The organism is Actinoplanes sp. NPDC000266, assembly GCF_042899005.1.
GTDB lineage: Bacteria > Actinomycetota > Actinomycetes > Mycobacteriales > Micromonosporaceae > Actinoplanes.
The window spans coordinates 34,347-59,289 of sequence record NZ_JBIAZI010000014.1; the positions used below are offsets into that span (position 1 = coordinate 34,347).

The 24,943-nt window shown below is 72.1% G+C and carries 10 protein-coding genes; 6 read left to right on the plus strand and 4 right to left on the minus strand.

Translation table 11 applies throughout. The annotated features are described in order from the left end of the window. Window positions 1-56 precede the first annotated feature (56 nt). Entirely contained in the window at window positions 57-1,322 is a 1,266-nt protein-coding gene (gene gabT, locus ACFY36_RS42720; protein ID WP_499751649.1) for a 4-aminobutyrate--2-oxoglutarate transaminase, read from the plus strand. 10 nt (window positions 1,323-1,332) lie between these two features. Then, window positions 1,333-2,715 (plus strand): aspartate aminotransferase family protein, encoded by a 1,383-nt coding sequence (locus ACFY36_RS42725; protein WP_499751650.1) that lies wholly within the window; start codon window positions 1,333-1,335, stop codon window positions 2,713-2,715. A 22-nt stretch (window positions 2,716-2,737) separates the two neighbouring features. Here ACFY36_RS42725 and ACFY36_RS42730 read toward each other — a convergent pair whose 3' ends face one another. Next, on the minus strand, window positions 2,738-3,118 hold the full coding sequence (locus tag ACFY36_RS42730; protein WP_499751651.1) for a hypothetical protein: 381 nt from the start codon (window positions 3,116-3,118) through the stop codon (window positions 2,738-2,740). A 64-nt stretch (window positions 3,119-3,182) separates the two neighbouring features. Then, window positions 3,183-4,367, minus strand: a complete 1,185-nt coding sequence (locus tag ACFY36_RS42735; RefSeq protein WP_499751652.1) for a low temperature requirement protein A — start codon at window positions 4,365-4,367, stop codon at window positions 3,183-3,185. A gap of 58 nt (window positions 4,368-4,425) precedes the next feature. Here ACFY36_RS42735 and ACFY36_RS42740 point away from each other — a divergent pair, with 58 nt between their 5' ends. Next, window positions 4,426-4,836 carry an Imm7 family immunity protein gene (locus ACFY36_RS42740; protein WP_499751653.1) on the plus strand — a complete coding sequence of 137 codons (411 nt, stop codon included), beginning with the start codon at window positions 4,426-4,428 and terminating at the stop codon, window positions 4,834-4,836. A gap of 4 nt (window positions 4,837-4,840) precedes the next feature. Here the strand turns inward: ACFY36_RS42740 and ACFY36_RS42745 are convergent, their stop codons facing one another. Then, window positions 4,841-6,418, minus strand: coding sequence for a lysylphosphatidylglycerol synthase transmembrane domain-containing protein (locus ACFY36_RS42745; protein WP_499751654.1), 1,578 nt, complete (start codon window positions 6,416-6,418; stop codon window positions 4,841-4,843). Between the two features lie 416 nt (window positions 6,419-6,834). On the opposite strand from ACFY36_RS42745, the gene ACFY36_RS42750 reads away from it, so the two are divergent. The 3 genes from ACFY36_RS42750 (at window position 6,835) to ACFY36_RS42760 (ending at window position 21,809) form a co-directional block, all read left to right on the plus strand. Next, on the plus strand, window positions 6,835-17,460 hold the full coding sequence (locus tag ACFY36_RS42750; protein WP_499751655.1) for a hypothetical protein: 10,626 nt from the start codon (window positions 6,835-6,837) through the stop codon (window positions 17,458-17,460). Window positions 17,461-18,986: 1,526 nt separating this feature from the next. Then, window positions 18,987-20,294, plus strand: coding sequence for an SGNH/GDSL hydrolase family protein (locus ACFY36_RS42755; RefSeq protein WP_499751656.1), 1,308 nt, complete (start codon window positions 18,987-18,989; stop codon window positions 20,292-20,294). Between the two features lie 69 nt (window positions 20,295-20,363). Next, window positions 20,364-21,809: an RNA-guided endonuclease InsQ/TnpB family protein gene (locus ACFY36_RS42760; protein WP_499751657.1), complete on the plus strand. Its 1,446-nt coding sequence runs from the start codon at window positions 20,364-20,366 to the stop codon at window positions 21,807-21,809. A gap of 37 nt (window positions 21,810-21,846) precedes the next feature. Here the strand turns inward: ACFY36_RS42760 and ACFY36_RS42765 are convergent, their stop codons facing one another. After that, window positions 21,847-22,368: a hypothetical protein gene (locus tag ACFY36_RS42765; protein ID WP_499751658.1), complete on the minus strand. Its 522-nt coding sequence runs from the start codon at window positions 22,366-22,368 to the stop codon at window positions 21,847-21,849. Window positions 22,369-24,943 lie beyond the last annotated feature (2,575 nt).

The window sequence follows — 24,943 nt, forward strand, 5'->3', positions numbered from 1 at the left end:
CGTTCGCTGCGGAATCAGTGAAATGATCCGAGCTCTAAGCCTGAAGGAGTTGAGACATGCCCAGCTCGGCCGATCTGCACCGGCGCCGCGCGGCGGTCGTCGCGCGCGGGGTCAGCAGCATGATCCCGTCGTACGTCGACACCGCCTCGGGCGGCACCCTGACCGACGTCGAGGGGCGCGAGTGGATCGACTTCGCGGCCGGCATCGCCGTCACCAACGTGGGCAACTCCGCGCCCAAGGTGGTCGAGGCGGTCAAGAAGCAGGTCGAGCGGTTCACGCACACGTGCTTCATGATCGCGCCCTATGAGCAGTACGTCCTGGTGTGCGAGGAGCTGGCCGCGCTCACCCCGGGCGACTTCGAGAAGCGGTCCGCCCTGTTCAACTCCGGGGCCGAGGCCGTCGAGAACGCCGTCAAGATCGCCCGCCACGCCACCGGGCGGCCGGCGGTCGTCGTCTTCGACCACGCGTACCACGGGCGGACGAACCTCACCATGGCGCTCACGGCGAAGGTCATGCCGTACAAGCAGGGGTTCGGTCCTTTCGCCGGTGAGATCTACCGGGTCCAGATGTCGTACCCGTTCCGCGACGGGAACGACGGTGCCGCCGCGGCGGCGTACGCCATCTCCCAGATCGAGAAAACGGTCGGCGCGACCAACGTCGCGGCCGTGCTGATCGAGCCGATCCAGGGCGAGGGCGGCTTCGTCGTGCCGGCCGAGGGCTTCCTGCCCGCGCTGGCCGGCTGGAGCCGCGAAAACGGAGCGGTGTTCATCGCCGACGAGATCCAGACCGGGTTCTGCCGCACCGGCGCGTGGTTCGCCAGTGAGCACGAGGGTGTCGTGCCCGATCTGATCACCACGGCCAAGGGCATCGCGGGCGGGCTCCCGCTGGCCGCGGTCACCGGCCGGGCCGAGCTGATGGACGCCGTGCACCCCGGGGGCCTCGGGGGGACGTACGGCGGAAATCCGATCGCCTGCGCCGCCGCCCTGGCCTCGATCGAGACCATGCGCGAGCTCGACCTGGCCGCGGCCGCCCGGCACATCGAAGCCGTGGCCCGCCCCCGGCTGGAGGCGCTCGCCGCCAAACACCCGGTGATCGGCGAGATCCGCGGCCGCGGAGCGATGCTCGCCCTGGAACTGGTCAAGGACGAGAACCGGAGCCCCGATCCGGTCACGACCGCCGCCGTACAGAAGAAGGCCCACGAACTCGGCCTGCTCCTGCTGACCTGCGGAACGTACGGCAATGTCATCCGCCTTCTTCCGCCCCTGATCATTTCCGACGACGAGCTCGACCGCGGCCTCACCCTGCTCGAGCAGAGCTTTTAAGGAGCACCCCTTGACCGACCTCCAGTCACCCGACTACGAGAAGCTGGCCGGCGACGCCAAAGACCACCTGTGGATGCACTTCACGCGGCTGTCGAGCTACAAGAAGGCCGACATCCCGATGATCGTGCGCGGCGACGGCTGCTACGTCTGGGACTCCACCGGCCGCAAATATCTCGACGGCCTGTCCGCGCTGTTCGTCGTGCAGACCGGACACGGCCGGCAGGAGCTGGCCGAGGCCGCCGCCAAGCAGGCCGGCGAGCTCGCCTACTTCCCGATCTGGTCGTACGCGCACCCCAAGGCCGTCGAGCTGGCCGACCGGATCGCCGACCTCACCCCGGGCGACCTCAACCGGGTCTTCTTCACCACCGGCGGCTCCGAGGCCGTCGAGTCGGCGTGGAAGCTCGCCCGCTCGTACTTCAAGCGGGTCGGCAAGCCGACCAAGACCAAGGTCATCTCGCGGTCGATCGCCTACCACGGCACCTCGATGGGCGCGCTGTCGATCACCGGCATCCCCGCGCTCAAGCAGGACTTCGAGCCGCTCGTGCCGTCGACGATGCGCGTGCCGAACACCAACTACTACCGGCGTCCCGACGAGAACATGACGCCGGAGCAGTTCGGTGTCTGGGCCGCCGACCGCATCGCCGAGGCGATCGAGTTCGAGGGTCCCGAGACGGTGGCCGCGGTCTTCCTCGAGCCGGTGCAGAACGCCGGGGGCTGCTTCCCGCCGCCGCCCGGATATTTCCAGCGGGTCCGCGAGATCTGCGACCGCTACGACGTGCTGCTCGTCTCCGACGACGTGATCTGCGGCTTCGGCCGGCTGGGCGAATACTTCGGTGGGAACAAGTACGGCTACACGCCCGACATCATCACCGTGGCCAAGGGCCTGACCAGCGGCTACGTGCCGCTGGGGGCGATGATCGCCTCGGAGAAGCTGGCCGAGCCGTTCCTCGAGGGCACCAACTGGTTCGCGCACGGCATCACCTACGGCGGCCACCCGGTCGGCTCGGCGGTGGCCCTGGCCAACCTCGACATCATGGAACGGGAGAACCTCAACGGCCACGTCCGGGACAACAGTGATCTGTTCCGGTCGTACCTCGAGCGCCTCACCGACCTCCCGATCGTCGGCGACGTCCGCGGTGATGGCTACTTCTTCGGCCTCGAGCTGGTCAAGGACAAGGCCACGAAGGAAACCTTCAACGAGGAGGAGTCGGAGCGCCTGCTGCGCGGCTTCCTCTCGCACGCGCTGTTCGACGCGGGCCTCTACTGCCGCGCCGACGACCGGGGCGACCCGGTGATCCAGCTCGCGCCGCCGCTGATCGCCGGCGAGGCGCAGTTCCAGGAGATCGAGCAGATTCTGCGCTCCGTGCTCACCGAGGCGTCGAACCAGCTCTGAGCTCCGGCGGACGGCCACCCCTCTATGGGGCAGGGGTGGCCGGTCCTCCGCCTGGCTCCCAGGTGGTCTCCGTGATCGTCGGCGTCGGCGTTTCCGTCGGAGGTGGCGAGGTCGGCGGTTCCGACGGCTCCGCCGTCGTCTCCGACGGCGACGGGATGATCTCGGGTTCTTCGGTCTCGGTTTCCTTTGGTACGGCGTCACGCGTGCGCCGGGGTTTCACGACGCCCAGCTTCGGCTGCGGCGCCGGCTCGACCCGGCTGTGCTCGTCGTCGTCCGGCTGTTTGCCGAAGTCGGCGTGGATACCGTCGTCCGGCTCGTACGTGATCTCGTAGTAGTCGCGCCCCAGGGCCAGCACTGTGACGATCAGTGTGACGACAGCGATGAACGATCCGAAACCGCGCAATCCGCCCGCCTTGAGTTGTGGTGAGACCCGTGTGCGCTGATCAACGGGCGGTGGCGGGACTTGGTTACGTCTCGGTCGTGCGCAGCGCGCCCCGCCGCTGCTCGTAGATGCCGGCCAGAACCGTCGCGACCAGGATGAGGGTCACCGCTCCGACGGCCAGCACCGGTTCGAGCGACTCGAGGAAGCCGAGCCCCGCGATCACCGGGATGACCGCCGCCGGCCACGGCCAGGCCGACCGCAGCCGGCCCGACGTCCCCATCATCACGACCGCGACGCCGATCAGATAGAGGGCCACGCCGCCGTGCAGCGCCCACCGGCCGGCGCTGTCGAGCTCGCCCGCCGGGTGCACCACGAACTGCTCGATGCCGACCGCCGCGATGGCCAGACCCACGATCAACGGCAGATGACCATAGATGTACGCGTCGACGACCCCACTCTCCTCGTCCTCGTCGCTGTCCTCGATCAACTGCCTCTTGCCGGCGGCGCCACCCAGGTCGAAGTAGACCCACCACAGGGCGGCCACCGCGCAGAAGGCGACCCCGGCGGCCACCACCGACGAGCCCGACCAGTGCGCGTCGTGCACGCCGGTGGCCAGCGAGGCGATCGACTCGCCCAGCACCAGGATCACGAACAGGCCGAACCGCTCCGGCATGTGATCGAGGTGCAGGGGCACGTCGTCGCCGAGGCGGGTGGCGACCAGGGGAGCGGTGGCCTCGATGAGGATGCCGGCGGCCCACAGCACGTACCGCGGGGTGCCCTCCAACGGGATGGAGGCGGCCCACAGGACGGCGGCGACGCCGGCGCCGGTGAGGTAGATGGCGATCGTGCGGCGGGCGTCGGGGACGTGGCGGTACGCACGGGCGTACAGAAGAAGGAGAATGACCCGCGTCGCGAGATAGCAGGCCGCGAAGCGGGCGCCGTCGGCGCCGGTGGCCGACTGGGCCGAGGCGGCCATGCCGACGACGGCGCCGGTCATGGCGAGCTTGGCGATCCGGTAGATGACGTCGTTGGTGTCGAACCGGTTGGCGTAGAGCGTGGTGGTCACCCACGACCACCAGGTCACCACCAGAAGCCCGGCGAAGGTGAGGGCGCCACCGAGGTCGAGGTGGCCGGCGAACGAATGCGCGAGCTCGGCCACGACGAGCACATAGGCGAGGTCGAAGAACAGCTCGAGCCGGGTGGCGTGCCGCTCCTCCTCGGTGCGGAGGCGGGGCGGCTCGATCAGGGGCGCTTGGCGGTCGTTACTCATCGACCGACGCATTTCCCTCAGGCAGGCGGTTCTACGCGTCGTTTCCTAGAATCCGGCGGTGTTCGAGTACCACGGATGGATCACGGTCAGGGCGACGGCCGCCGCCACCGACGCCGATGACGATCTCGAGGCGGAGCGCCTGCCCGGGATCGTCGGCGCCCTCCGCGCCCACCTCGCCGCCGTCGACAGCCCCTACCTGGCGGATCTCCGCTTCATGAACGGCCAGGCCTTCCTTCATGTGGGAGGTTTCTCCAACCATCGGTCGGACCCGGACATCAAGGACCTTTTCCTGTACGTCGCCGAGCTCGCCCCCGGCTCGTACGGCCTGCTCCACACCCTCGACGACGAGGCGCCCGGCCACGAGAACGAGGTCCGCGTGCTCCGGCTGGCCCGGGGAGAGCTCTCGGCTCACCGGGAGCCGCTGTTGTCGCCCGTCATTCCGGCGCTCGAGGACCCGTATTCGCCCTGACCTTTCAAAGGCAGGGGAGCGGGCAAACCTCGGGTTCCGCCTCCACGACCGGCCGCTGACCGAGGGGAAGTGCGGCTTTTACAGCATTTGTTCGCGGCGGGGCTTCCGAGGTGCCGTTTCTCTCGGAGGGGAGCGAGACGCCGGCCCACGCCTCAGCCGCGAGCGACGCGCTGATCTCGGCGGCTTTCGGTTCCGGTGGAGGTAGCGCGGCGGCTTTGGCGGCGTTGGCCTCCGAGGTGAGCGACGGCCTGCTCTTGGCGGCGTTGGCCTCGGGTGGTAGCGAGGCGTTGGTCTTGGCGGCGTTCGCTTTCGTCCAGCTCGCCAGTCGCCGGCCGGAGGTGGGCGGCAGGTTGGCGGCCATCCGGCTCTCGGTCTTCTTCGTCGAGTTCCGCGATCTTGGGACGAGCGCCACCGAGGCCGCGGTGGGGAAGAACGCGACGGCCGGGGTGGCGGTGAAGGCAGGGGCGGTGGCGGGGAAGGCGGGGGCGGTCAGGGCCGGGGTGAGCGGGGGAGAAGTGAGGGCGGGCGGCGTGGCCTGGCGGGTGGTGTGGCGGATGTGGAGCCAGGAGAGCCAGCCGAGGCCGATGATGAAGCCGAAGCTGATGATGCGGTAGAGGACGACCGTGGCCACCGCGGCGGGGGTGGTCACGCCGCCGGCGATCAGGCCGAGGATCAGGGCGCTGTCGATGATGCCCAGGCCGCCGGGGACGATCGTGATGGTGCCGGCCGCCATGGCGGCGCAGAAGGCCAGCAGGACCGCGGTCAGGCCGGCCGGGTGTTCGCCCACGGCCCGGAAGCACAGCCACAGGCAGATGGCGTCCAGGAACCAGTTGGCCACGGCCAGAATCGCGGCGGCGGCGCCGTGTGCGGGGCGCAGGCGGGCGGCGCGCAACTGCTGGAGGAAGTCGCGGATGCTGTCCTGGCCGTGGGTCGCCGGACGGCGGCGCAGGCGGTTCACGGCGGCCAGCGGCGTGCGGATCAGGGCCTCGGCCGACTCGGGGCGCCGGGCCACGCGGCGGGCGCCCAGGATCAGCAGGATCGTGGCGACCAGCAGGGCGGCCAGGTGGGTCCAGTCGGCGCCGCCGCCGGCGGCCAGGGCGCTGCCCACGGTGACCACGGCCAGGGCGCAGGCCGACAGGATGCCGCTGAGCGCGATGGTCCAGGAGGCGATGGCGGGGCTCGCGCCGAAGCGGCGCATCTGCTGATAGTTGAGCCGCGTCGAGAAGGCGGCGCCGCCGGGCAGCGTCTCGTTGAGCGAGTGGGCCGCGTACGTGAGCTTGACGTTGTCGAGGTGTGACGCCCGCACCCCGGCCGACTGGAGGAGCCGGCCCTGCATCCGGGCGTAGGCGCCCATCGCCGCGACCTCGGCCAGCGTGGCCAGGGCGAGCCAGCCGACGTGGGGCGTCCGCAGCTGGTGGAGGGCGCCGGCCAGCGACGACCAGCCCAGCACCAGCTCGACCGCGAACAGGGCCAGGACCGCGATCACGCCGGCGATCCGGAGGCGGCGGCCCCAGCGGCTGCGCGCGACCGGCGGATCGTCCTCCGCCGCGGTCCCGGCGGACCGCTCCACTGCTTGTGTCACCGCTGGCTCCTGGCGTGCCCGTTCTTTGGTTGGCCTCCGACAAGGATCCGCCAAAGATTGCCTATCACGCAAGTTTTCTCACTGAGAAGCAAATCACGTGCTCTACGCCAGGAGGCAACGCCGATGATCGACTCCGCATGCCCGTGCGTGAGCAGCGTCGCAGTCGGGGCGAGGGGCGCCCATGGTTCCTGAATGGACGTACCGCCGGAAATCTTTGCGGCGCAACGAATCCGGCCAGACCGGCACCGTCCACGAAGGATCCGGCGGGCCATGGTGGCCGAAACGGGGACGAAAGTGGCAGCTGTGGCCATCGTGACCGGTGAGCCCCGTATCAGGTGCGGCTGGAACATGAAAGAAATGTCGAGACATCGCTTAAACGAGAGACATATCCGACTTTTGCCGTCGAAGATCGGTCTGTGGTTGCGGAAAGGCTCGGCCGGCCGCTGGCGGCGCTGCTCGCCCTCGTGGTGACGTTCTCGCTGCTCATGGTGCCTGGGGTGGCGTACGCCGCGTCCTCTGTCACGACCTCGGCCGACGCCGTGCGGGTGGAGCTCAACGTGCTCGGGCTCGCGCCCAAGATCACCATCCCGGAGACGTCGGACTGGCACGACGACGCGGCCGAGGCGCACAACGTCGCCCTGGCCAACGTGCCCCTCGTGCTCAACGCGGGCGCCGTCAGCACGGTGGCCGAGCCCGCGACCAAGGGCGCCCGGGCCCAGAGCCGCGTCGCCGGCCTCAACCTGCTGACCAACACGATCACCGCCGACGCCGTCGACTCGGCCTGCAAGATGACGGCCGACGAGTTCACCGCCGGGGTGACGATCGCCGACCTCAAGGTCCTCGGCCTGACCGCCAGCGTGGCCGCGAACGTCAGCGTCACCATCCCGGGCATCCTCACCGCCAGGACCAACTATCAGAACGCGGTCTGGAACACCTCGACGGGCAAGTTCGACGTCACCGTACGGGCGGTGAGCGTCGACGCCATCAAGGTGCTCGGCACCCTGCTCAGCGGGAGCGTGGTGGTGGCCGAGGCGTACTGCACCGGCACCGTCAAGCTCGGCGCGATCGCCACCGGGCCCACCTCGCTGGTGCCCGGCGAGTCCGGCACCCCCTGGATCACGGTCGCCAACACCGGCGAGGTCGCCGCGCCGCACACCACGATCCGCATCCCGAAGCCCGACCCGGCCTACTACACCCTCAAGCCGGCGTCGGTCGGCGACCTCGCCTGCGACATGACGTCGAACGCGAACTTCATCATCTGCGACGACGTCACCGTCCCGGGCAAGAGCACCGCCCGGGTCAACCTGCCGGTCGAGCTGAAGCCGTCGGCCACCGGCTCGGCCCCGCCCTGGTCGCCGGGCGCCGACACGATCACGGCGACCAGCGTCCCGGTGCCCGGCGCCCCCACCGCCACGATGACCGTCAAGGGCCAGGGCCCGCTCGTCACCGCCCTCGCCCGGTCGACGACCAGCGGCGCCTTCACGGTCGACGCGACCCAGCTCGCCGCCGGCAAGAGCACCCAGGCCACCGTCCGGCTCACCAACAACGGCCCCTCGGACGCCGACGGCGCCGTCGTCACCGTCCCGCTCACCGGCCTGCCCAGCGGCGTGACGGTGGGCTCGGCCACGATTCCGGGCGGCCAGTGCTCGGTGGCCAACGGCAACGTCAGATGTACGGGGGTGTCGGTCACCCGGAACGGCACCGCCACCCTGACCCTGAATGTCTCCGCCACCGGCACCACCACCCCCGGCAGCACCTGGGACCTCACGAACGTCACGACCAGCCTCAACGGCACCGCGGTGACCGGGCACGGCCGGCTGCTCACCATCACCGACCCCGACGTGAACCTGACCGGCGGCGTCAGCATCACCCCGGCCGCCGTGACGCCGGGCGGGCCCGAGGCCACCGCGACCATCCGGATCGCCAACTCGGGCGCGCTCGCCGCCGCCGGCACCACCGTCACCATCACCGGGCTGCCCGCCGGATACACGATCGGGCCGATGAACAGCCCGGGCGGCGGCAACTGCCTGACCGTCGGCACCGAGATCCGCTGCTCCAACATCACCGTCCCGGCCGCCGCCAACGGCACCGCCGGGTCGGTCGCCCTCTCGCTGCCGGTATCGATCTCCTCGGGCACAACCGCCAGCTGGACCGGCACCGTGACCGCGAAGTCGGGCGACTCGACCGGCACGGCCAGCGGCGCGGTCGTCATCACCGCCGTGCCGCGCTTCACGCTCGGTGTCGACGCGCGCGGCCCGGCCGACCGGACCGTCAGCCCGGGCCAGCCGGCCACGATGACGATCGACGTGCAGAACCAGGGACCGTCGGACGCCCGCAACGCCCCGTTCGTCGTGGTGGCGCCGCGCAACACCACCTTCACCGCGCTGAGCCTGCCGGCCGCCTGCACCCTCCTGACGCCCACCACGATCCGGTGCACGCTGGACCGTACGCCCGCCGACCCGCCCACGACGTTCGCGCTGCCGCTGCTCGTGCTGCCGACGGCCGACCCGGCGACCCCGCTGACCGGGGGCTGTGTGAGCGTCGACAACGACTCCGTCTGCGGGGCCTCCGATCCGGCCCTGCCCGCGATCGCCCTCCGGGCCGCGCTCAGCGCCCGGCTGGCCGCTCTCGTCAGCCCGGCCGTCGTCACACCGGGACAGACCGGGACCGGCCGGATCACCCTGACTTCGGCCCAGGCCGAGACCGGCGTGACCGTCACCGTCCCCAAGGGACAATTGCCGGCCGGCTGGACGGTCACCGGCGCGACGGTGTCCGGCGGCGTCTGCGACCCGGCGGGCACGTCGATCGTCTGCACCGGCGTCGCCCTCACGGCCGGCGCACCCAAGGACGTCCAGATCGCCGTGCGGGTGCCCTCGAACGCCACCGTGGGCACGACCTGGACCGCCACCGGCGTCACCGTCGACACCGGCGGCGAACGCGTCACCACGTTGGGCGCGCTCGCCACGACCAGCCTTCCCGAATACGCGCTGACCGCGTCGGTCACCCCGCCGGCGCCCGGCACGGTCGCGCCCGGCGAGACCGCCGAGCTCAAACTGACCGTGACCAACCAGGGCCCGTCGGCCGTCACCGGCGGCACCTTCACCGTCCCGGCGCCCGCCGGCACCACGTTCGGCCAGCTCACCGACCCGGCCACCGCGCAGCTCTGCACCGTCGACAACGGCCGCACGCTGCTCACCTGCGCGGTCACCCTGACGGTGAACCAGCCCACCCCGGAGTTGACCATCCCGCTGGTGACCGCGCCCAACGCCGAGCCGGGCTCGACGATCGGCGGCGGGTGCGTCGATCTGGACGGCTTCTCCGGCTGCGGCACGGGCGACGTCCAGCTCCCGTCGATCACCCTCAAGGTGCCGGCCACGGCCCAGGTGGCGATCAGCTCGACCGCCGCCACCGTGACACCGGGCGGCACCGCCACCGGCACCGTCCGCGTCACGGCGACCCGCTCGACGCTGACCGGCGTCACGGTGAACATCCCGCTCACCGGGCTGCCCGGCGGTCTGCAGGCGCCCGCGGTGACGGTCGGCAACGGCACACCGTGCCCGGTGACCAACGGCGTCGCCACCTGCACGGTCGGCACTGTCGACCCATTGGCGCCCAAGGACATCGAGGTGACCGTCTCGGCGCCGGCCGGCGCGGCCACCGGCACCGCCTGGACCGCGGCCGGTATCACCACCGAGATCGCGGCCGGCACGGTTCCGGCGCCCGATCAGGTGCTGGCCCGGGTCGGCGCGGCCCGGTACACCCTGGCCGCGACCGCCGATGCCGGCAACACCCCGATCCTGCCCGGCGGCGCCGGCACGCTGACCGTCCAGGTCGACAACACCGGGCCGTCCGACGCCCGGGCGGCGACCGTCACCGTCCTGCCGCCCAGCGGCGCCACCTTCACCGGCGCCGGCGACCCGGCCTGCCGTCTGCTGCTGGGCGGCGCCCAGGCCACCTGCACCTTCGACCTGACCGTGGCCGCCGCCCCGCTCAGCTGGGCGTTCCCGCTGGCGGTCAACGCCAACGTGCGGGCCGGCGTGCCGCTCAGCGGCGGCTGCGTCGACCTCGACGGCAACGGCGTCTGCACCGGATCGGACGGCGCCATCACGCCGATCGCGATCGCCACCCCGCTGCAGAACCGGCTGACCATCACCACCACCGGGGCCGCGATGGCGCCGGGGGCGGGCGACACCGGCCGGATCCGGATCGCCGCCGCCGCCGACATCTCCGGGCTCACCGTCACCGTGCCGACCGTCGCGCCCGCCGGCCTGACCGTGTCCGGTGTGGCCGGTCCGCTCGGGTCGGTCTGCACCCGCAACCCGAACGGGTCGTTCACGTGCACCGGCGTCGACCTGAGCGGCGCGGGCCACGACGCCGAGATCACCGTGCAGGTCGCGGCCGGCCCCACCGCGGCCGCGGCGACCTGGACGGCCGCCATCGCGGTCACCGACGGCACCGAGACCGCGGCCGGCACCGGCGACCTCGCGGTGATCGGCGCGCCGCGGACCGCGGTCACGGTGACGACCGCGGCCGGACCGGCCGGTGGCACGGTCGACCCGGGCCAGACGGCGAACCTGACCGTGACGCTGAGCAACGCCGGGCCGTCCTTCGCGAGCGGCCAGATCGCCCTGATCACCGCGCCCACCGGCACCGTCTTCGGCACCCCGCCGGCGGGGTGCCTCAAGACGCTGCCGGATCAGTTGTTCTGCCGGGTGGACGTGGCCGCGAACGGCAGCGCCACGCTCACCCCGCCGATCTCCGTGCCGCTGAACGCCGACATCTTCACCCCGATCGGCGGCGGCTGCGTCGACCTGACCGGCGTGCCCGGCTGCGGCAACGGCTCGGACGCGATCGCCGCCTTCTCGCTGCGGACGCCGATCGAGCGGCGCGCCACGGTGGCCGTCACCCCGGCCACCATCACCCCGGGCGACTCGGGCGCCGCGACCGTCAGCGTGACGGCCGAGCACGGGACTCTGACCAACTTCACCGTCAGCTTCCCGCTCGCCCTGCCCCCGGGAATCACCCTCGACACGCTGACCCCGAACCCGGGCTGCGCCCAGAACCCCACGAACCTCGTCACCTGCACCTGGGCCTCCATTCCGGACGGTCAGAGCCGAACCGTCACCCTGACCGCCTCGGCCGGGGCCGATCTGGCGGCCGGCGTGAAGTGGGAGACCACCTCGATCACCCTCGCCGACGGCACCGGCACGGCGACCCTGAACGGCACCCGTCCGCTCGCCGTCACCGGCGCCCCGCGGCATCCCCTGGTCACGACGTTCGACCCGGTGGCCGGCGTCGAGCCCGGCGCGGCCGGCACCATCGGGGTCCACGTCGCCAACAGCGGGCCGTCGGATGCGCCCGGGGTCACGGTCGGCTTCGTGGCGCCGCCCGGCACGACCATCGGCTCCGCGCCCAGCGGCTGCACCATCGTCACGCCGGCCCGGATCACCTGCACGGCCGGCATCGACGCCGGCGACACCCTGACCATCGCCCTGCCCGTGACAGTGGACCGCAACGCCGATCCCACCGGGACGATCACCGGCGGCTGCGTGGACCTCGACAACGACGGCGCCTGTACCTCGGCCGACCGGGCGCTCCCGCCGATCCCGCTCACCACGCGGTTCGATCAGGAGATCACCGTACGGGCGGAACGGGCCGACCTGCCCATCGGCGGCGGCACCGTGGCGGCCCGGCTCGTCGTCACGTCGGCCGAGACGCAGAACGTGGACGTGCTGATCCCGCTCAGCGGCCTGCCGGCCGGGCACAGCGTCACGCCCCCGGTCGCGCCGTGCGCGCTCGACATCGGCGGCGACCTGCTCTGCCCGCTGTCGCTCACCGCGAACGTCCCGGCGACCCTGACCGTCAACGTCACGAACACCGGTGGCCTCGCCGAGAGCACCACCTGGACCGCCCAGCGGATCGAGCTGCGGGGCCCGGGCGGCGAGACGGTCCGCACCGACGAGCTGCTCTCCCGGGTCGGCACCGCCGCGTACTCCCTGTCGGCCGCCCTGAGCGGTGTTCCGGCGAACGACGTGGTGCTTCCCGGCCAGACGGTCACGATCACGGCCGACGTCACCAACACCGGCATCGTGCCCAACTTCCGGGCCCCGGTGCGGATCACCGCGCCCACCGGCACCACCTTCGGCACGCTCGTCGGCGCCGCGCAGACCGACTGCGCCGTCACCACCCCGTCCACGCTGACCTGCCGCACCGACGTGTCCCGCAACGGCGTGGTCGCCTCCTACGAGCTTCCGCTGGTGGTGCCCGCCAACGCGACCGGCGGCACGGTGCTCACCGGCGGCTGCCTGGACCTGGCCGGCGACAACAGCTGTGGCCGGGCGATTCCCGGCTTCAGCGTGCGCGCCCCGCTCGGCGCGGTGCTCACCGTCGACAACACCACCACGCCGGCCACGCCGGCGCCCGGCGACGACGGCACCGCCACCATCGTGCTGAGCTCGAGCCTGGCCCGGGCCGGCCTGGCCGTCGAGGTGAGCCTGACCGGTCTCCCGTCCGGTGTCACCGTCGCCGCGGCCCGCCTCGGCGTCGCGCCGTGCACCGTGGGCGCCACGATCACCTGTCCCGCGACGACCATCACCGCCGGCGGCACGGCCACGCTCGCGATCGACCTCGAGACCGCCTCGAGCACGGCGGCCGGCGCCACCTGGACGCCGGTGATCACGGTGACCGACCCGGCCGGCGCCGGCAGCCGGGCCACGCTGGGCCCGCTCGCCCTCACCGTCGGGCCGCCCGACCGGCAGCTCACCATCGGCCTCGACCTGCCGGCGCCGGGCAGCGTGCTGCCCGGCGGCACGGCCGAGGTGACCGTGCGGATGGCCAACGACGGCCTGTCCGACCACCCCGGCGCCCGGGCCGTGTTCACGGCGCCGTCCGGCACCACCTTCGCCGACCTGGCCGGCACCCCGGCCGCCGCGCACTGCACGGCCGACTCGGCCACCCAGGTCACCTGCGTCTCCGATCTGGCGGCCGGGCAGTCCCGTTCGTTCAAGCTCGCGCTGCGGGTCGCGACCTCGGCGACGGCCGGCGGCAGCCTCGGCGGCGGCTGCGCCGACGTGCCCGGCGACTCCGTCTGCGACACGGCCATCGCGTTCACCCTCGGCACACCCTTCGCCGACCGGGCCCGGATGACCGTCGACCAGGCCACGATCGTGCCCGGCGACACCGGCACCGGGCACGTCCGGGTCAACACCGACGGCGCCCTGACCGGCCTCACCCTGACGGTCCCGCTGACCGGCAAGGACCCCGGCATCGCCGTCGTCGGCGCCGGCGGACCGGCCGGCTCGCAGTGCACGGTCAACAGCAGCATGATCACCTGCACCGGCGTGGCCCTGGCCGACGGTGACCACGAGGCGCTGCTCGACCTGGTCATGCGCCCCTCACCGGCCCTGCCCGCGGGCGTGGTGTGGGCGCCCGTGGTGACGCTGACCAACAGCTCGGGCGCCACCAGCCAGGCCTCCGGCGTGCTGCTGCGCACCGGCCCGCCGCAGCCGCGGATCGAGTACACCCTCACCGCGCCGACCGGCACGATAGCCACCGGCACCACGGCCACGCTGACCGCCACGGTCGACAACACCGGCGCCTCCGACGCGACCGGCGTCGCCATCCGGATCAAGGCGCCGACCGGCACCACCTGGGGCCAGCTGGCCGGACGGGCCGCCACCGACTGCGCGCCGGTCGGCACCACCCAGCTCGACTGCCGGTTCGACCTGGCCGCCGGCGCCCCGGCCCCGATCACCTGGTCGCTGCCGGTGCGGATCCCGGCCAACGCCGACCCGTCGCAGCCGGTGGACGGCGGATGCCTCGACACCGACCGGGACGACAACTGCGACCAGAACCTGCCGGCGATCACCCTCACGCCCACCCTCGCGCAGTCGGTCACCGTCGACGGCAACAACCCCACACTCGTGCCCGGCGCGACCGGCACCGTGCTGATCAACGTCCACACGGCACAGGCGCGCGCCGGCCTGGTGGTGACCATCCCGGCCGCCACCCTGCCCACCGGCATGCGCGTGCTCCAGGCCCGGGTCGACGGCGGCGCCTGCACGATCACCAGCGGCGTCGACGTGACGTGCCGCAACATCACGCTGGCGGCCAACGGCACCGCCCCGATCACGCTGACCGCGCAGGTCGCCGACGACGCGCCGGCCAACGACACGTGGCAGACCGACGTGCAGATCGCGCAGGGCGCCCAGTCCACCCACGTGCCGCTCACGGCGGCCACCGTCGGCGCCGCCGACGTGCGGGTCACCGTCGACGTCACGGAGCCGTCGGCCGACAGCCTGCTGCCCGGCGCGACCGGCGCCCTGACCCTCAACTTCACCAACGAAGGCCTCTCACAGGGCACCCGGCTCGGCTACACCGTGCTGGCGCCGGCCGGGGCCACCTTCCCGGCGCTGATCGGCGCGCCGGCCGGCCTGTGCACCCGCACCTCGGACACCCGGCTCGACTGCCGCGTCACCGTCGCCGGCAACGGCCGCCTCTCGCTCGCCGTCCCGATCACGATCGACCCCGGCGCCGACCCGGACACCCCGCTGACCGGAGGCTGCGTCGAATCCGCGGGCAACGGCTCCTGCGCCGTGCCGCCGGACGTCGCGATCCCCGCCATCGTCCTGGCCACGCCGCTCGCCGGCCGCCTACAGATGGCGCAGGCCGACACCACCGTCGTGCCCGGCCGCACCGCCTCCGGCACCATCCGGGTCACCGCCGAGGGTGTGGTCGACAACGCCGTCTTCACCATCCCGCTCACCGGCAAGCCGTCGAGCCTGACCATCACCGGTGTCTCCGGGCCGGCCGGCTCGACCTGCGGATTCACCAACATCGAGATTCGCTGTACGGGCGTGGACCTGCGTTCCGGGCTCAACACGGCCGTCACCGTGGTCGTCAACTCCGATCCGGGCGGCACACCCGGCGACCGCTGGCGGGCCACAGGCATGACCGTGACCGCGAACGGCGAGACCAGCACCGGCATCAACGCCGACCTGTTCACCGTGGGCGACCCGGAGTCGGCGGTGACGTTCACGGCCGTCAACACCAGCCGTACGGTCAAGCCGGGGGAGACCACGACGCTGACGGTCACCGCGGCCAACGCCGGCCCGTCGCACGCCACCAACCGCACGGCCACGGTGATCGCCGCGAACAACACCGAGTTCGGCGCCCTGTCCGGACGGGCCCAGCAGGACTGCCGTCTCGCCAGCGCCACCGTGCTGACGTGCACGTACAGCGTCGAGGCGGACGACTCGCTGACCTGGGCCCTGCCCCTGATCGTCTCCTCCGGCGTCGAGGACGGCGACTCGCTGACCGGCGGCTGCGTCTCGGATGACGGCAACAGCGCCTGCGGCGACGACCTCGACGTCGACATCGACGCCACGCCGGTCGAGCAGCCCCTGAGCACCACCGGCACGCTGAGCGTGGACGGCACTGTCACCGCGGCCGGCGGGTCGGGCACGGCCCTGGTCCGGCTCTCGGCGACCGTCGCGCACACCGGCCTCACACTCACCGTGCCGCTGACCGGGCTGCCCAGCGGCTTCCGGGTCACCGGGGCGGCGCTCGGCGACGACAGCTGCACGATCACCGGCAACGCCGTCACCTGCACCGGCGTCGACCTGGCGGCCGGCACACCCAGGGTGCTGCGGCTCTCGGTCACGGTCAGCTCGGCCGCGGCCGACGGCGCGGCCTGGCGGGCCACCGGGATCACGCTGGTCGATCCGGGCGACACAGCCGACCGGCTCACCGCGGCCGGCGTCCTCGTGAGCACGGTGAACACCTCGTACTCCATCGGCGTGACCGTCGGCAGCCCTTCGGTGGCCCGGCCCGCGCCGGGCCAGACGACGATCCTGCCGATCACGCTGGTCAACTCCGGGCCGGGCAACGCCACCGACTACACCGCGACCATCCGGATCCCGGACGGCACGACCCGCGGCACCCTGCCCACCGGCTGCTCCGCGGGCGACAGCGACCGCATCGTGGTCTGCCGGATCTCGCTGAACGCGGGCGCCCGCAAGCTCATCTCGCTGCCGCTGATCGTCGACTCCGGCGCCGATGACGACCAGGTGCTCTCCGGTGGGTGCGTCGACGAGGCGCTCAGCGCGGATCCGGTCTTCGACCAGACGTGCGGCGGCCGTGACGACGTGGCGATCCCCGGCATCACGGTCGGCCGCCACAAGGTCAACCTCGCCATCCGGTACGGCAAACCGGCGCATCCGATGAGGCCGGGGTCCCCGCTGCTGGTGAAGATCCCGTACACGAACGACGGCAGCGAGACGGCCGACGAGGTGCGGTTCACCGTCGCGCCGCCGGCCGGGGTCACCGTCCTCGATGCCGCGATCCTCATCGACGGCACCCTCGACACCGACACCGACACCGACACCGACGCCGACACCGGCGACGGCGTCGCCGAGGTCTCGGCGCTCGCCGCGACCACCGAGGAGAACACCGTCGAGGCGCCCTGCGCGGCCGTCGACGACACCAGCGCCTCCAACGACGTGATCTGCGAGGCGCCGGACACAGCGTCGTTGGCCGGCAGCGAACTCTGGCTCACCCTCGACGCGCACGAGTCGGCGAAGTCCGGCACCTATCCGATGCGGGTCACCGTCAGCACCACCAGCGCCGACGGCGACTCGGCCGACAACACCGTCCAGGTCTGGCTCAAGCTGAGCGCCGCCGCCACCGATGACGACGACAGCGACGACGGCGACGGCGGGGACGGTGACGACGGCGGCGACAGCGGTGACGGCGGCGAGGACGAGGACCTGCCCACCACCGGCGCCCAGGTGGCCGGGCTCGGCCTGATGTCGTTCCTGCTGATCGCCGTCGGCGCCGCGCTGGTGCTGCTGGTGCGCGAACGCCGGCCGGCGACGCCGGAAACGGTCAGGACGGGTACGGCCACTCGTGGACCGGGAGGTTCTCGTGCATCAGCGGAAGGTATCGCCGCAGCATTTCGTGCAGCGCGTCCTGGCGGTCGTTACCGTCGGCCTCCAAGGCATGCAAGGTCTGCACCTGCCAGGCGGCGCCATTCCGGTGAGTGAGGCAACGCTGCTCGACGATGCCGAGCAACCGGTCGCGCTCGGACGCCGAGACACCCCACTTCTCGAGGCCCTGATGGGCCATCGGCAGCAGCCGCCGCAGCACGAGCTCGGTGACCTGGATATATCCCAGGCCCGGCCAGAACACGCTGGCGTCGATGCCGTGCCGGGCGCAGGTGTGGAAGTTCTCCTCGGCCGCGCTGAAGCTCATCTGCGTCCACAGTGGGCGCTCGGCCTCGGCCAGGGTGCGGATCAGGCCGTAGTAGAACGCTGCGTTGGCCATCGTGTCGACCACCGTCGGCCCGGCCGGCAGCACCCTGTTCTCCACCCGCAGGTGCGGACGGCCCTTCACCACGGCGTAGATGGGCCGGTTCCAGCGGTAGATGGTGCCGTTGTGCAGCCGCAGCTCGGACAGCTCGGGGATCTCGCCGCGCTCGAGGATCTCGGACGGGTCGGCCTCGTCGCAGATCGGCAACAGGGCCGGGAAGTAGCGCACGTTCTCCTCGAACAGGTCGAACACGCTCGTGATCCATCGCTCGCCGAACCACACCCGGGGACGTACACCCTGTGCCCTTATCTCCTCGGAACGGGTGTCGGTGGCCTGCTCGAACAGCGGGATGCGCGTCTCACGCCACAACTCGCGGCCGAACAGCAGCGGCGCGTTCGCGCCGAGCGCCACCTGGACGCCGGCGATGACCTGGGCCGCGTTCCAGTACGCCGCGAACTGCGCCGGGCTGACCTGAAGGTGGAACTGGGTGCTGGTGCAGGCCGACTCGGGCGCGATGGTGTCGGTGGTGACGGCGAGCCGGTCGACACCGTCGATGCGGATGTCGAGGTCCTCGCCGCGGGCCGCGAAGATCTGCTCGTTGAGCACTTTGTACCGCGGGTTGGCCGACAGCGCCTCGAGCGTCATGTGCTCGCGCCGCAACGTCGGCAGGATGCCGATCATCACGGTGTGGGCGCCGACCTTGCGGGCGTGCGACTCGGCGTTGTTCAGGCTGGCCCGCAGGCTGCGCTCGAGGTCGACGTTCTCGTCGCCGGCCAGCCGGCGGGGCGGAACGTTTATCTCGATGTTGAACTGGCCGAGCTCGGTCTGGAAGTCCGGATCGGCGATGGCGCCGAGCACCTCGGAGTTGCGCATGGCGGGATCGGCCTGCTCGTCGATGAGGTTGAGCTCGATCTCCATGCCGGTGAGCGGCCGCTCGAACTCGAACCGCGACTCGCGCAACATCGCGGCGAACACGTCCAGACTCCGCCGGATCTTGTGCCTGTACTTGGCGCGGTCCTCACGGGTGAAGTTGGTCTGCTCGACTTCCTCGCCCATGGCACACCACCTTTCTGGACGAAGTTCAAACTCCCACACGCTCGGCGTGTCGCGCCAGACGACACCAAAGCATGAGATCGCACAGGGTGTCCCTTCCATCCTCGTCGATGTGATGAAGGTTGACGCCGGGGGACGACACCGCAGCGGTACCCTGCTGTACCGGATTTCATCCGGACGAGACCCTGGGGAGGGCCACAGCGTGAGAATGCGGCGCTTGGTGATCGGCGTCGTGGCGACTTCTGTCCTGTCCACGATTCTCACCGTCACCTACGTGGCCCTCGGCCCCTTACGCGTGACACCACCCGCACCCCAGGGCGCGCCGGCGGCCGCGGCCCCGGCCGGACCGGAGTGGTCCACGGCCTGGGCGGCCGCGCCCTCGTCCGGCTTCCGTAACGGCCCGGCCGGCCACACGGTGCGCAACGTGGTGCACACGACCGTCGGCGGCCCCAAGGTCCGGGTCCGGCTGACCAACCGCTTCGGCACCGCGCCGCTGGTCTTCGGCCACGTCACGGTCGCCATCTCGGCCCACGCCGGCGGGCGCCGCGACGGCTCGGTCGACGCGAGCGACGGCAGCGCCGCGCCCGGTACGGTGCGCGACGTTCTGTTCAACGGCATCAAGTGGGTTTCGGTTCCGGCCGGCGCCGATGTTCTCAGCGATCCGGTCACGCTCGACGTGCCGGCCGACACCGACCTGCTGGTCAGCGTCTGGACCCCGGTCCGGGCCCCGATGGCGACCTGGCACGTCGACGGGCGCCAGGTGTCGTTCGTGAGCCCGGGCGCGGCCGACGCGGCGGCCGACCCGACCAGCAGGCAATACACGTCGCGGACCACGGCCTGGTTCTTCCTCACCGGGGTCGACGTGAGCGGCGCCGCGGGCACGATCGTCGCCTTCGGCGACTCGATCACCGACGGCTCGGCCACCCTCCGGGGCGGCAACCATCGCTGGCCCGACCTGCTGGCGGCCCGGCTGGCGGCCGGTCCCGAGCCCGACTACGGCGTGGCCAACCTGGGCATCGGGGGCAACCGTCTCCTGCTCGACGCCGAATACCCGTACACCAAGATCGATTCGAAGGCCGGGCACTCCGGGCAGTCCCGGTTCGCCGACGACGTGCTCGAACAGGCCGGCGCCCGCACGGTCGTCATCCTGTTCGGCATCAACGACATCATGCAGCAGCCGCGGCAGGGCGACCCGGCTCAGATCCGGGCCGGGCTGGCCCACCTCGCGGCGCGCGCGAAGGCGCAGGGCCTGAAGGTCGTCGTCGGCACGCTGACGCCGTTCCAGGGCTGGGGCCCGTGGTCGCCGGCCCTCGACCAGGTGCGCAACCAGGTCAACGACTGGATCCGGGCCGGTGGTGGCGGCGCCTTCGACGCGGTGGCCGACTTCGACCAGGCCGTCCGCGACCCGGCCGACCCGCGCAAGCTCCGGGCCGCCTTCGACGGTGGCGACCACCTGCACCCCAACGACGCCGGCATGCAGGCGATGGCCGACGCCATCCCGCTCGACAAGCTGTGACGGCGCGCTTCGGCTAGTGCGGTGTCCATGAACGTTGACCGGGTTCGACGGCCGTGGCATCCTTGCTCCATGCCTAGACGTCGTGGCGCTAGTCCCGATCCGGTCGTGCACCGCACCGCCCGGATCGGCCTGCGCCTGACCCGCGCGCAGCGGCAGCGTTGTTTCGGGTTGCTGCGCTCGGCCGGGGACGTGTGGGCGTGTGTGCTGGAGGTCAACGGCTGGCGGCGCCGGCGTGGGGACGCCCCGGCGGCAGGCTTTCAGGAGTTGTGCCGGTTGCTGGCCGAGTCCGGGCCGGGCACGTTCGGTGAACTCGACAGCGTGGGCGCCCGGTCGGTGTTACGGCGTTACTCGGATGCCTGGTTCTCCGCGGCCGCCCGCCGCAAAGCCGGCGCCCTCGAGGTGCGGTATCCGCGTCGCCGGCGCTCGTTGATGCCGATCCGCTGGTACCACGGCACCTTCACCGTCGAGGGCCGCCGGTTGCGGCTGCCGGTAGCGCAGGGCCGGCCGCCGTTGACCGTGCGGCTGGATCGGCTGGTGCCGTATCCGGCCGAGACGGTGCGGTCGGTGACCCTGCTGTTCGCCGACGGCCGGCTGTGCCTCGACGTCACCGCCGAACTCCCGATCGCCACGTATCCGGCCGGGCAGCGACCTGATCCGGGCCGGGCCGCCGGGGTGGATTGCGGGATCATCCACCCGTTCGCGGTCGCTACCCGCGACGGTGCGGCGCTGCTGGTCTCCGGCCGGGCCGTCCGCGCCGAGCACCGCCTGCATTTGGCCGACACCAAAGCCCGCCGCCGCGCCACCGCCAACCGGGCACCCAGCAAACGGCAACGCGGATCGCGGCGCTGGCGCAAGACCCGCCGCCGGGCCCGGCTGATCGAAGGCCGGCACCGCCGCCGCGTGCGGCAGGCCTTGCACGAGGCCGCCACAACAGTGGTCGGCTGGGCGGTCGAGCACCGGATCGGCACGCTGACCGTCGGGGACCCGCGTGGTGTGCTCGATCTGCCGGCCGGCAGGCGGCACAACCTGCGGCTCCGGCAGTGGCAGATCGGCCGCACCCTGCAAATCCTGCAAGACAAAGCCGCCCTGGCCGGAATCCAAGTCCATCTGGTCGACGAACGCGGCACCTCCTCAACCTGCCCACACTGCGGCAAGAGGATCACCAAACCACGCGGCAGGACCATGACCTGCCGGCATTGTCAGTTCGCCGGGCATCGTGATCTCGCCGCGGCGTTCACCATCGCCGCCCGAACACCTGGCAGCGCTCTCACCACCGCACCCGCCCAGATGAGTGCAGTGGTCACGCACCGTCGAGCCGGACGGCACCTTCCCGGTGCCGGACCAGCACGGCGTGACCCCCGCCGCCACCCACCCCGGGCGGCGGCCGGAGGGTCAGTTGGCCGGCGGAGGCCCGCCCCACCCGTAACGGTGGGGAGTCGCTCGTCCACCTCTGTGGGCGAGGATCCACAACACCGCCGGAACCCATCCGGCGAACGTTCGTGGACACCGCACTAGCTCTGGCGGCGCGCTTCGGCAAGCTCTGGCGGCGCGCTCATGCCACGGCGAAGGCGATGAGCGCGGCGACCACGGCGACGCCGAGGATGGCCTGAAGGAGCAGCGCCGGGCCCAGATGCGACCACATGGTGGGGATGCGCGGGGTCAGGGGCTGCATGGTGGTGAGGTTGATGACCTGCGTCAGGCGTACGGGAAGAGTCTGGTCCTTCTGCGGCGCCGTGGTGAGCTGGACCAGATCGCCGCGGTGCAGCGCCGACTGTGGCAGCTGCCCGTGCATCTCGACCTCGTAGACCTGCCCGAGGTCGTCACGGATCCGCACCGGGGTGACGAGGAACTCGGGGCCCTTCTTGAGCTCCTTGAAGCTGCGCCGGGGACCGCGCATCCGCAGGAAAGAGCCGATCATCTGGGTGATGCCGGCCGCCACGAAGATCGCCATCAGGGCGGATCGCCCGATCTTGATCTGGCGGGTGTACGAGGCCTGGAAGCCGGCGAACCGGCCGGTGATGACGGGGCTGATGTGCCGGAGGATCTGCTCGCGGTGCAGCTCGACGTCGTCCATGGGGGATCACCTCCTGAGAAGTATTCACATCGTACGGAGAGCTACTAGATCCACACCGTGAGTGAATTTAGCGATCACTTCGCTCATCGCGGGCCCGCTTTGCCCCACCCACCAGGGCGGAGACCCGGAAATTTCGGCTCGTACGCCCCGCGCGTCCCCGATCTGCGGAAAATCGCGCGAATCGCCACCTTCCGGCGGTGAACTGTTCTCAGGTTCGCCGAGTCGCGATGGGGGCGGAAAAGTGGCACCGACGAAGGCGTTCGTGAACCCGGACAGCGTCCTCGCGCGCACCGCCCGGGAAATGATCGAGGCCCACGCGGGCGGCCCCGGCGTGACGGCCTGCCCCTCATGCGGCGAGCCGTTGCCGTGCGCGGCGAGCCGGGCCGCGGCCGAGGTCCTGGAGGCGGCGGGCCTGGCCGAGGTCCTGGAGGCGGCCGGCCTGGCCGAGGCGTCGGGGCTGGTGGCGGCGTCCCGGCGAGGGCTGGGCGGCGGCCCGGAGGCGAGCGGGCCGGGCTCGTCGGCGTACCTGGGCTATTCGCCGCCGTACTACGCGGCCCACGCCTCGCCGGCGCCACCGAAGCCGCCGACCTACGACGCTGTCTACGGTTCCCCGGCCGGCGTCGAGCGGCCCGCCTTCGGCGCGCCCACGGATCTGGAGAGGCCCGCTTTCGGCTCACCGGCGGGCTTCGGGTCGCCGGCCTTCGGTTCGCCCACGGAGCTCGATGCGCCTGCTTTTGGGTCGCCCACGGAGCTCGATTCGCCTGCTTTTGGTTCGCCCGCGGAGCTCGACTCGCTTGCTTTCGGATCGCTCACTGATGCTGCGCGGCCTTCTTCCGGTTCCGCCGGCGGCGACGAGGGTGCCCATCGGCTGGCTTCTCCCGCGGCGCCCGGCCCTGCCGCTTGGGAGGCTTCCGCGGCCGACGAGCCCGTGGTGCCCGGCCTCACCGCGAATCTGCCACGGTGGGATGCGGATCAGGCCGACGGGATCGGTGAGGCGGCGGGGGGTCGGGGTGAGCCTACGGCCGGGACGGGCTTCGCGAACGGATCGCCGTCGAAGGCGGTGGACCTCGCGTTCGAGGCGCCGTCATCGAGCGGCTTGCGCTCCAATCCGCCGGAGGAACCCGCTCGGCCGGAACCGGCATGGGCCGCCGAATCCGGAATCCATCTGGAGAATCCGTGGTCGGCCAAGGATGAGGCGCAAGCTGAGCAGAAGGCGTCACCAGAGACACGCGCGGCGGAATCGCCGATTGGAGCGGAACATTCCGTTCCGGTGGTGGAGAGGCTGCCGGCTGAGGTCGAGGAACGCGCTGTTCCCTCGGTGGTGGTCGAGGGGGACGTCCGTGACTCGGCGGTGGGCACGGCTCGGCCGCCCGCGCCGCCTGCTGCGCTTCCGCCCGACTGGCGGCAGAACCGCCCGTTGGACGCTCCGCGCTTCACACCTTCGGCGCGTCCGAATCAGGCGCGGCCGACGGGGGTCAATGGTCACCCCACGCCGGCGGCCGGCGGTAGCGGTCCCGTTTCGCCGGCCGGGCGCCCGGTTCCGGAGCGGGCTCCGTCCCCTGAGGACAGGCCGCCGCAGCCGCTCACCCCGCCGCCCTTCGAGCCGCCGGTCGGCGCGCAGCGTTTCGAGCCACCCGCCGCGCCGGCCGCTTTCGAGCCGCCGACGGCCGCGGCCGCTTTCGAGCCACCTGCCGCGCCGGCTTCCGAGCGGCCGGCCACTTCGTCCGGCCTCGGGTCGCCTGACGCTTCGTCCGGCCTGCCGTCGGCCGCCTCGGCTGCCTTCGGGTCGCCTCCCGCCTCGGTTGCCGGTGGATCGCCTGACTCTTCGACCGGCTTTGGATCGCCTAATGCTTCGGCTGCCGGCGGGTCGCCTCATGCTTCGGCTGCCGGCGGGTCGCCTAATGCTTCGTCCGGCCTCGGGTCGCCTGACGCTTCGGCTGCCGGCGGGCGGCCTGCTGCTCCGGGTGCTCTGGGATCGCCCGCTTCGTTCAATGGAGCCGGGGTTGAGTCGTCGGGTCAGTCTTTCGCCGGTTCGGAATCGCGAGGTGCCGCGCCGCAGCCCTATGGACCGGGGCAGCCGCGCAACGCTCAGCCGCCTCACGCCGCCGGGCCGGGGCAGCCTCCTTCCCTGGCTGGAGGACTCGGGCGCCAGGCTCCGGGGGAGCAGCAGGGTGCGGCCGGGCCGGGGGTGTCCGAGCCGAGTGGGCTTGCGCGTGCGGATTCTGGCCGGACCGGTGGCGGGACGCAACCGCAGGGGGAGGAGCCCAGTGGATTGCCTCGTGCCGGTGCGTTCGGGGCGGGAGCCGCTCAGGACGACGCGTCGAGCGGGGTGCCGGGACCGAGTGACAGCGCGCCGAGCGGGCTGCCCGGTCGAGCTTCGGGTCCGGCCGGCGCCGTGCCCGGCGGCTCTGCGGCTGCGGCGGGGAGCGCGATGGGCGCGGGCCCGGCTGGTGGCGTTGCGGGCGGTGGCCTGACTGGTGGTGGCCCGGCTGGTGGTGGCCCGGCTGGTGGTGGCCTGGCTGGTGGTGGCCTGGCTGGTGGTGGCCTGGCAGGTGGTGGTCCGGCTGGTGGTGGG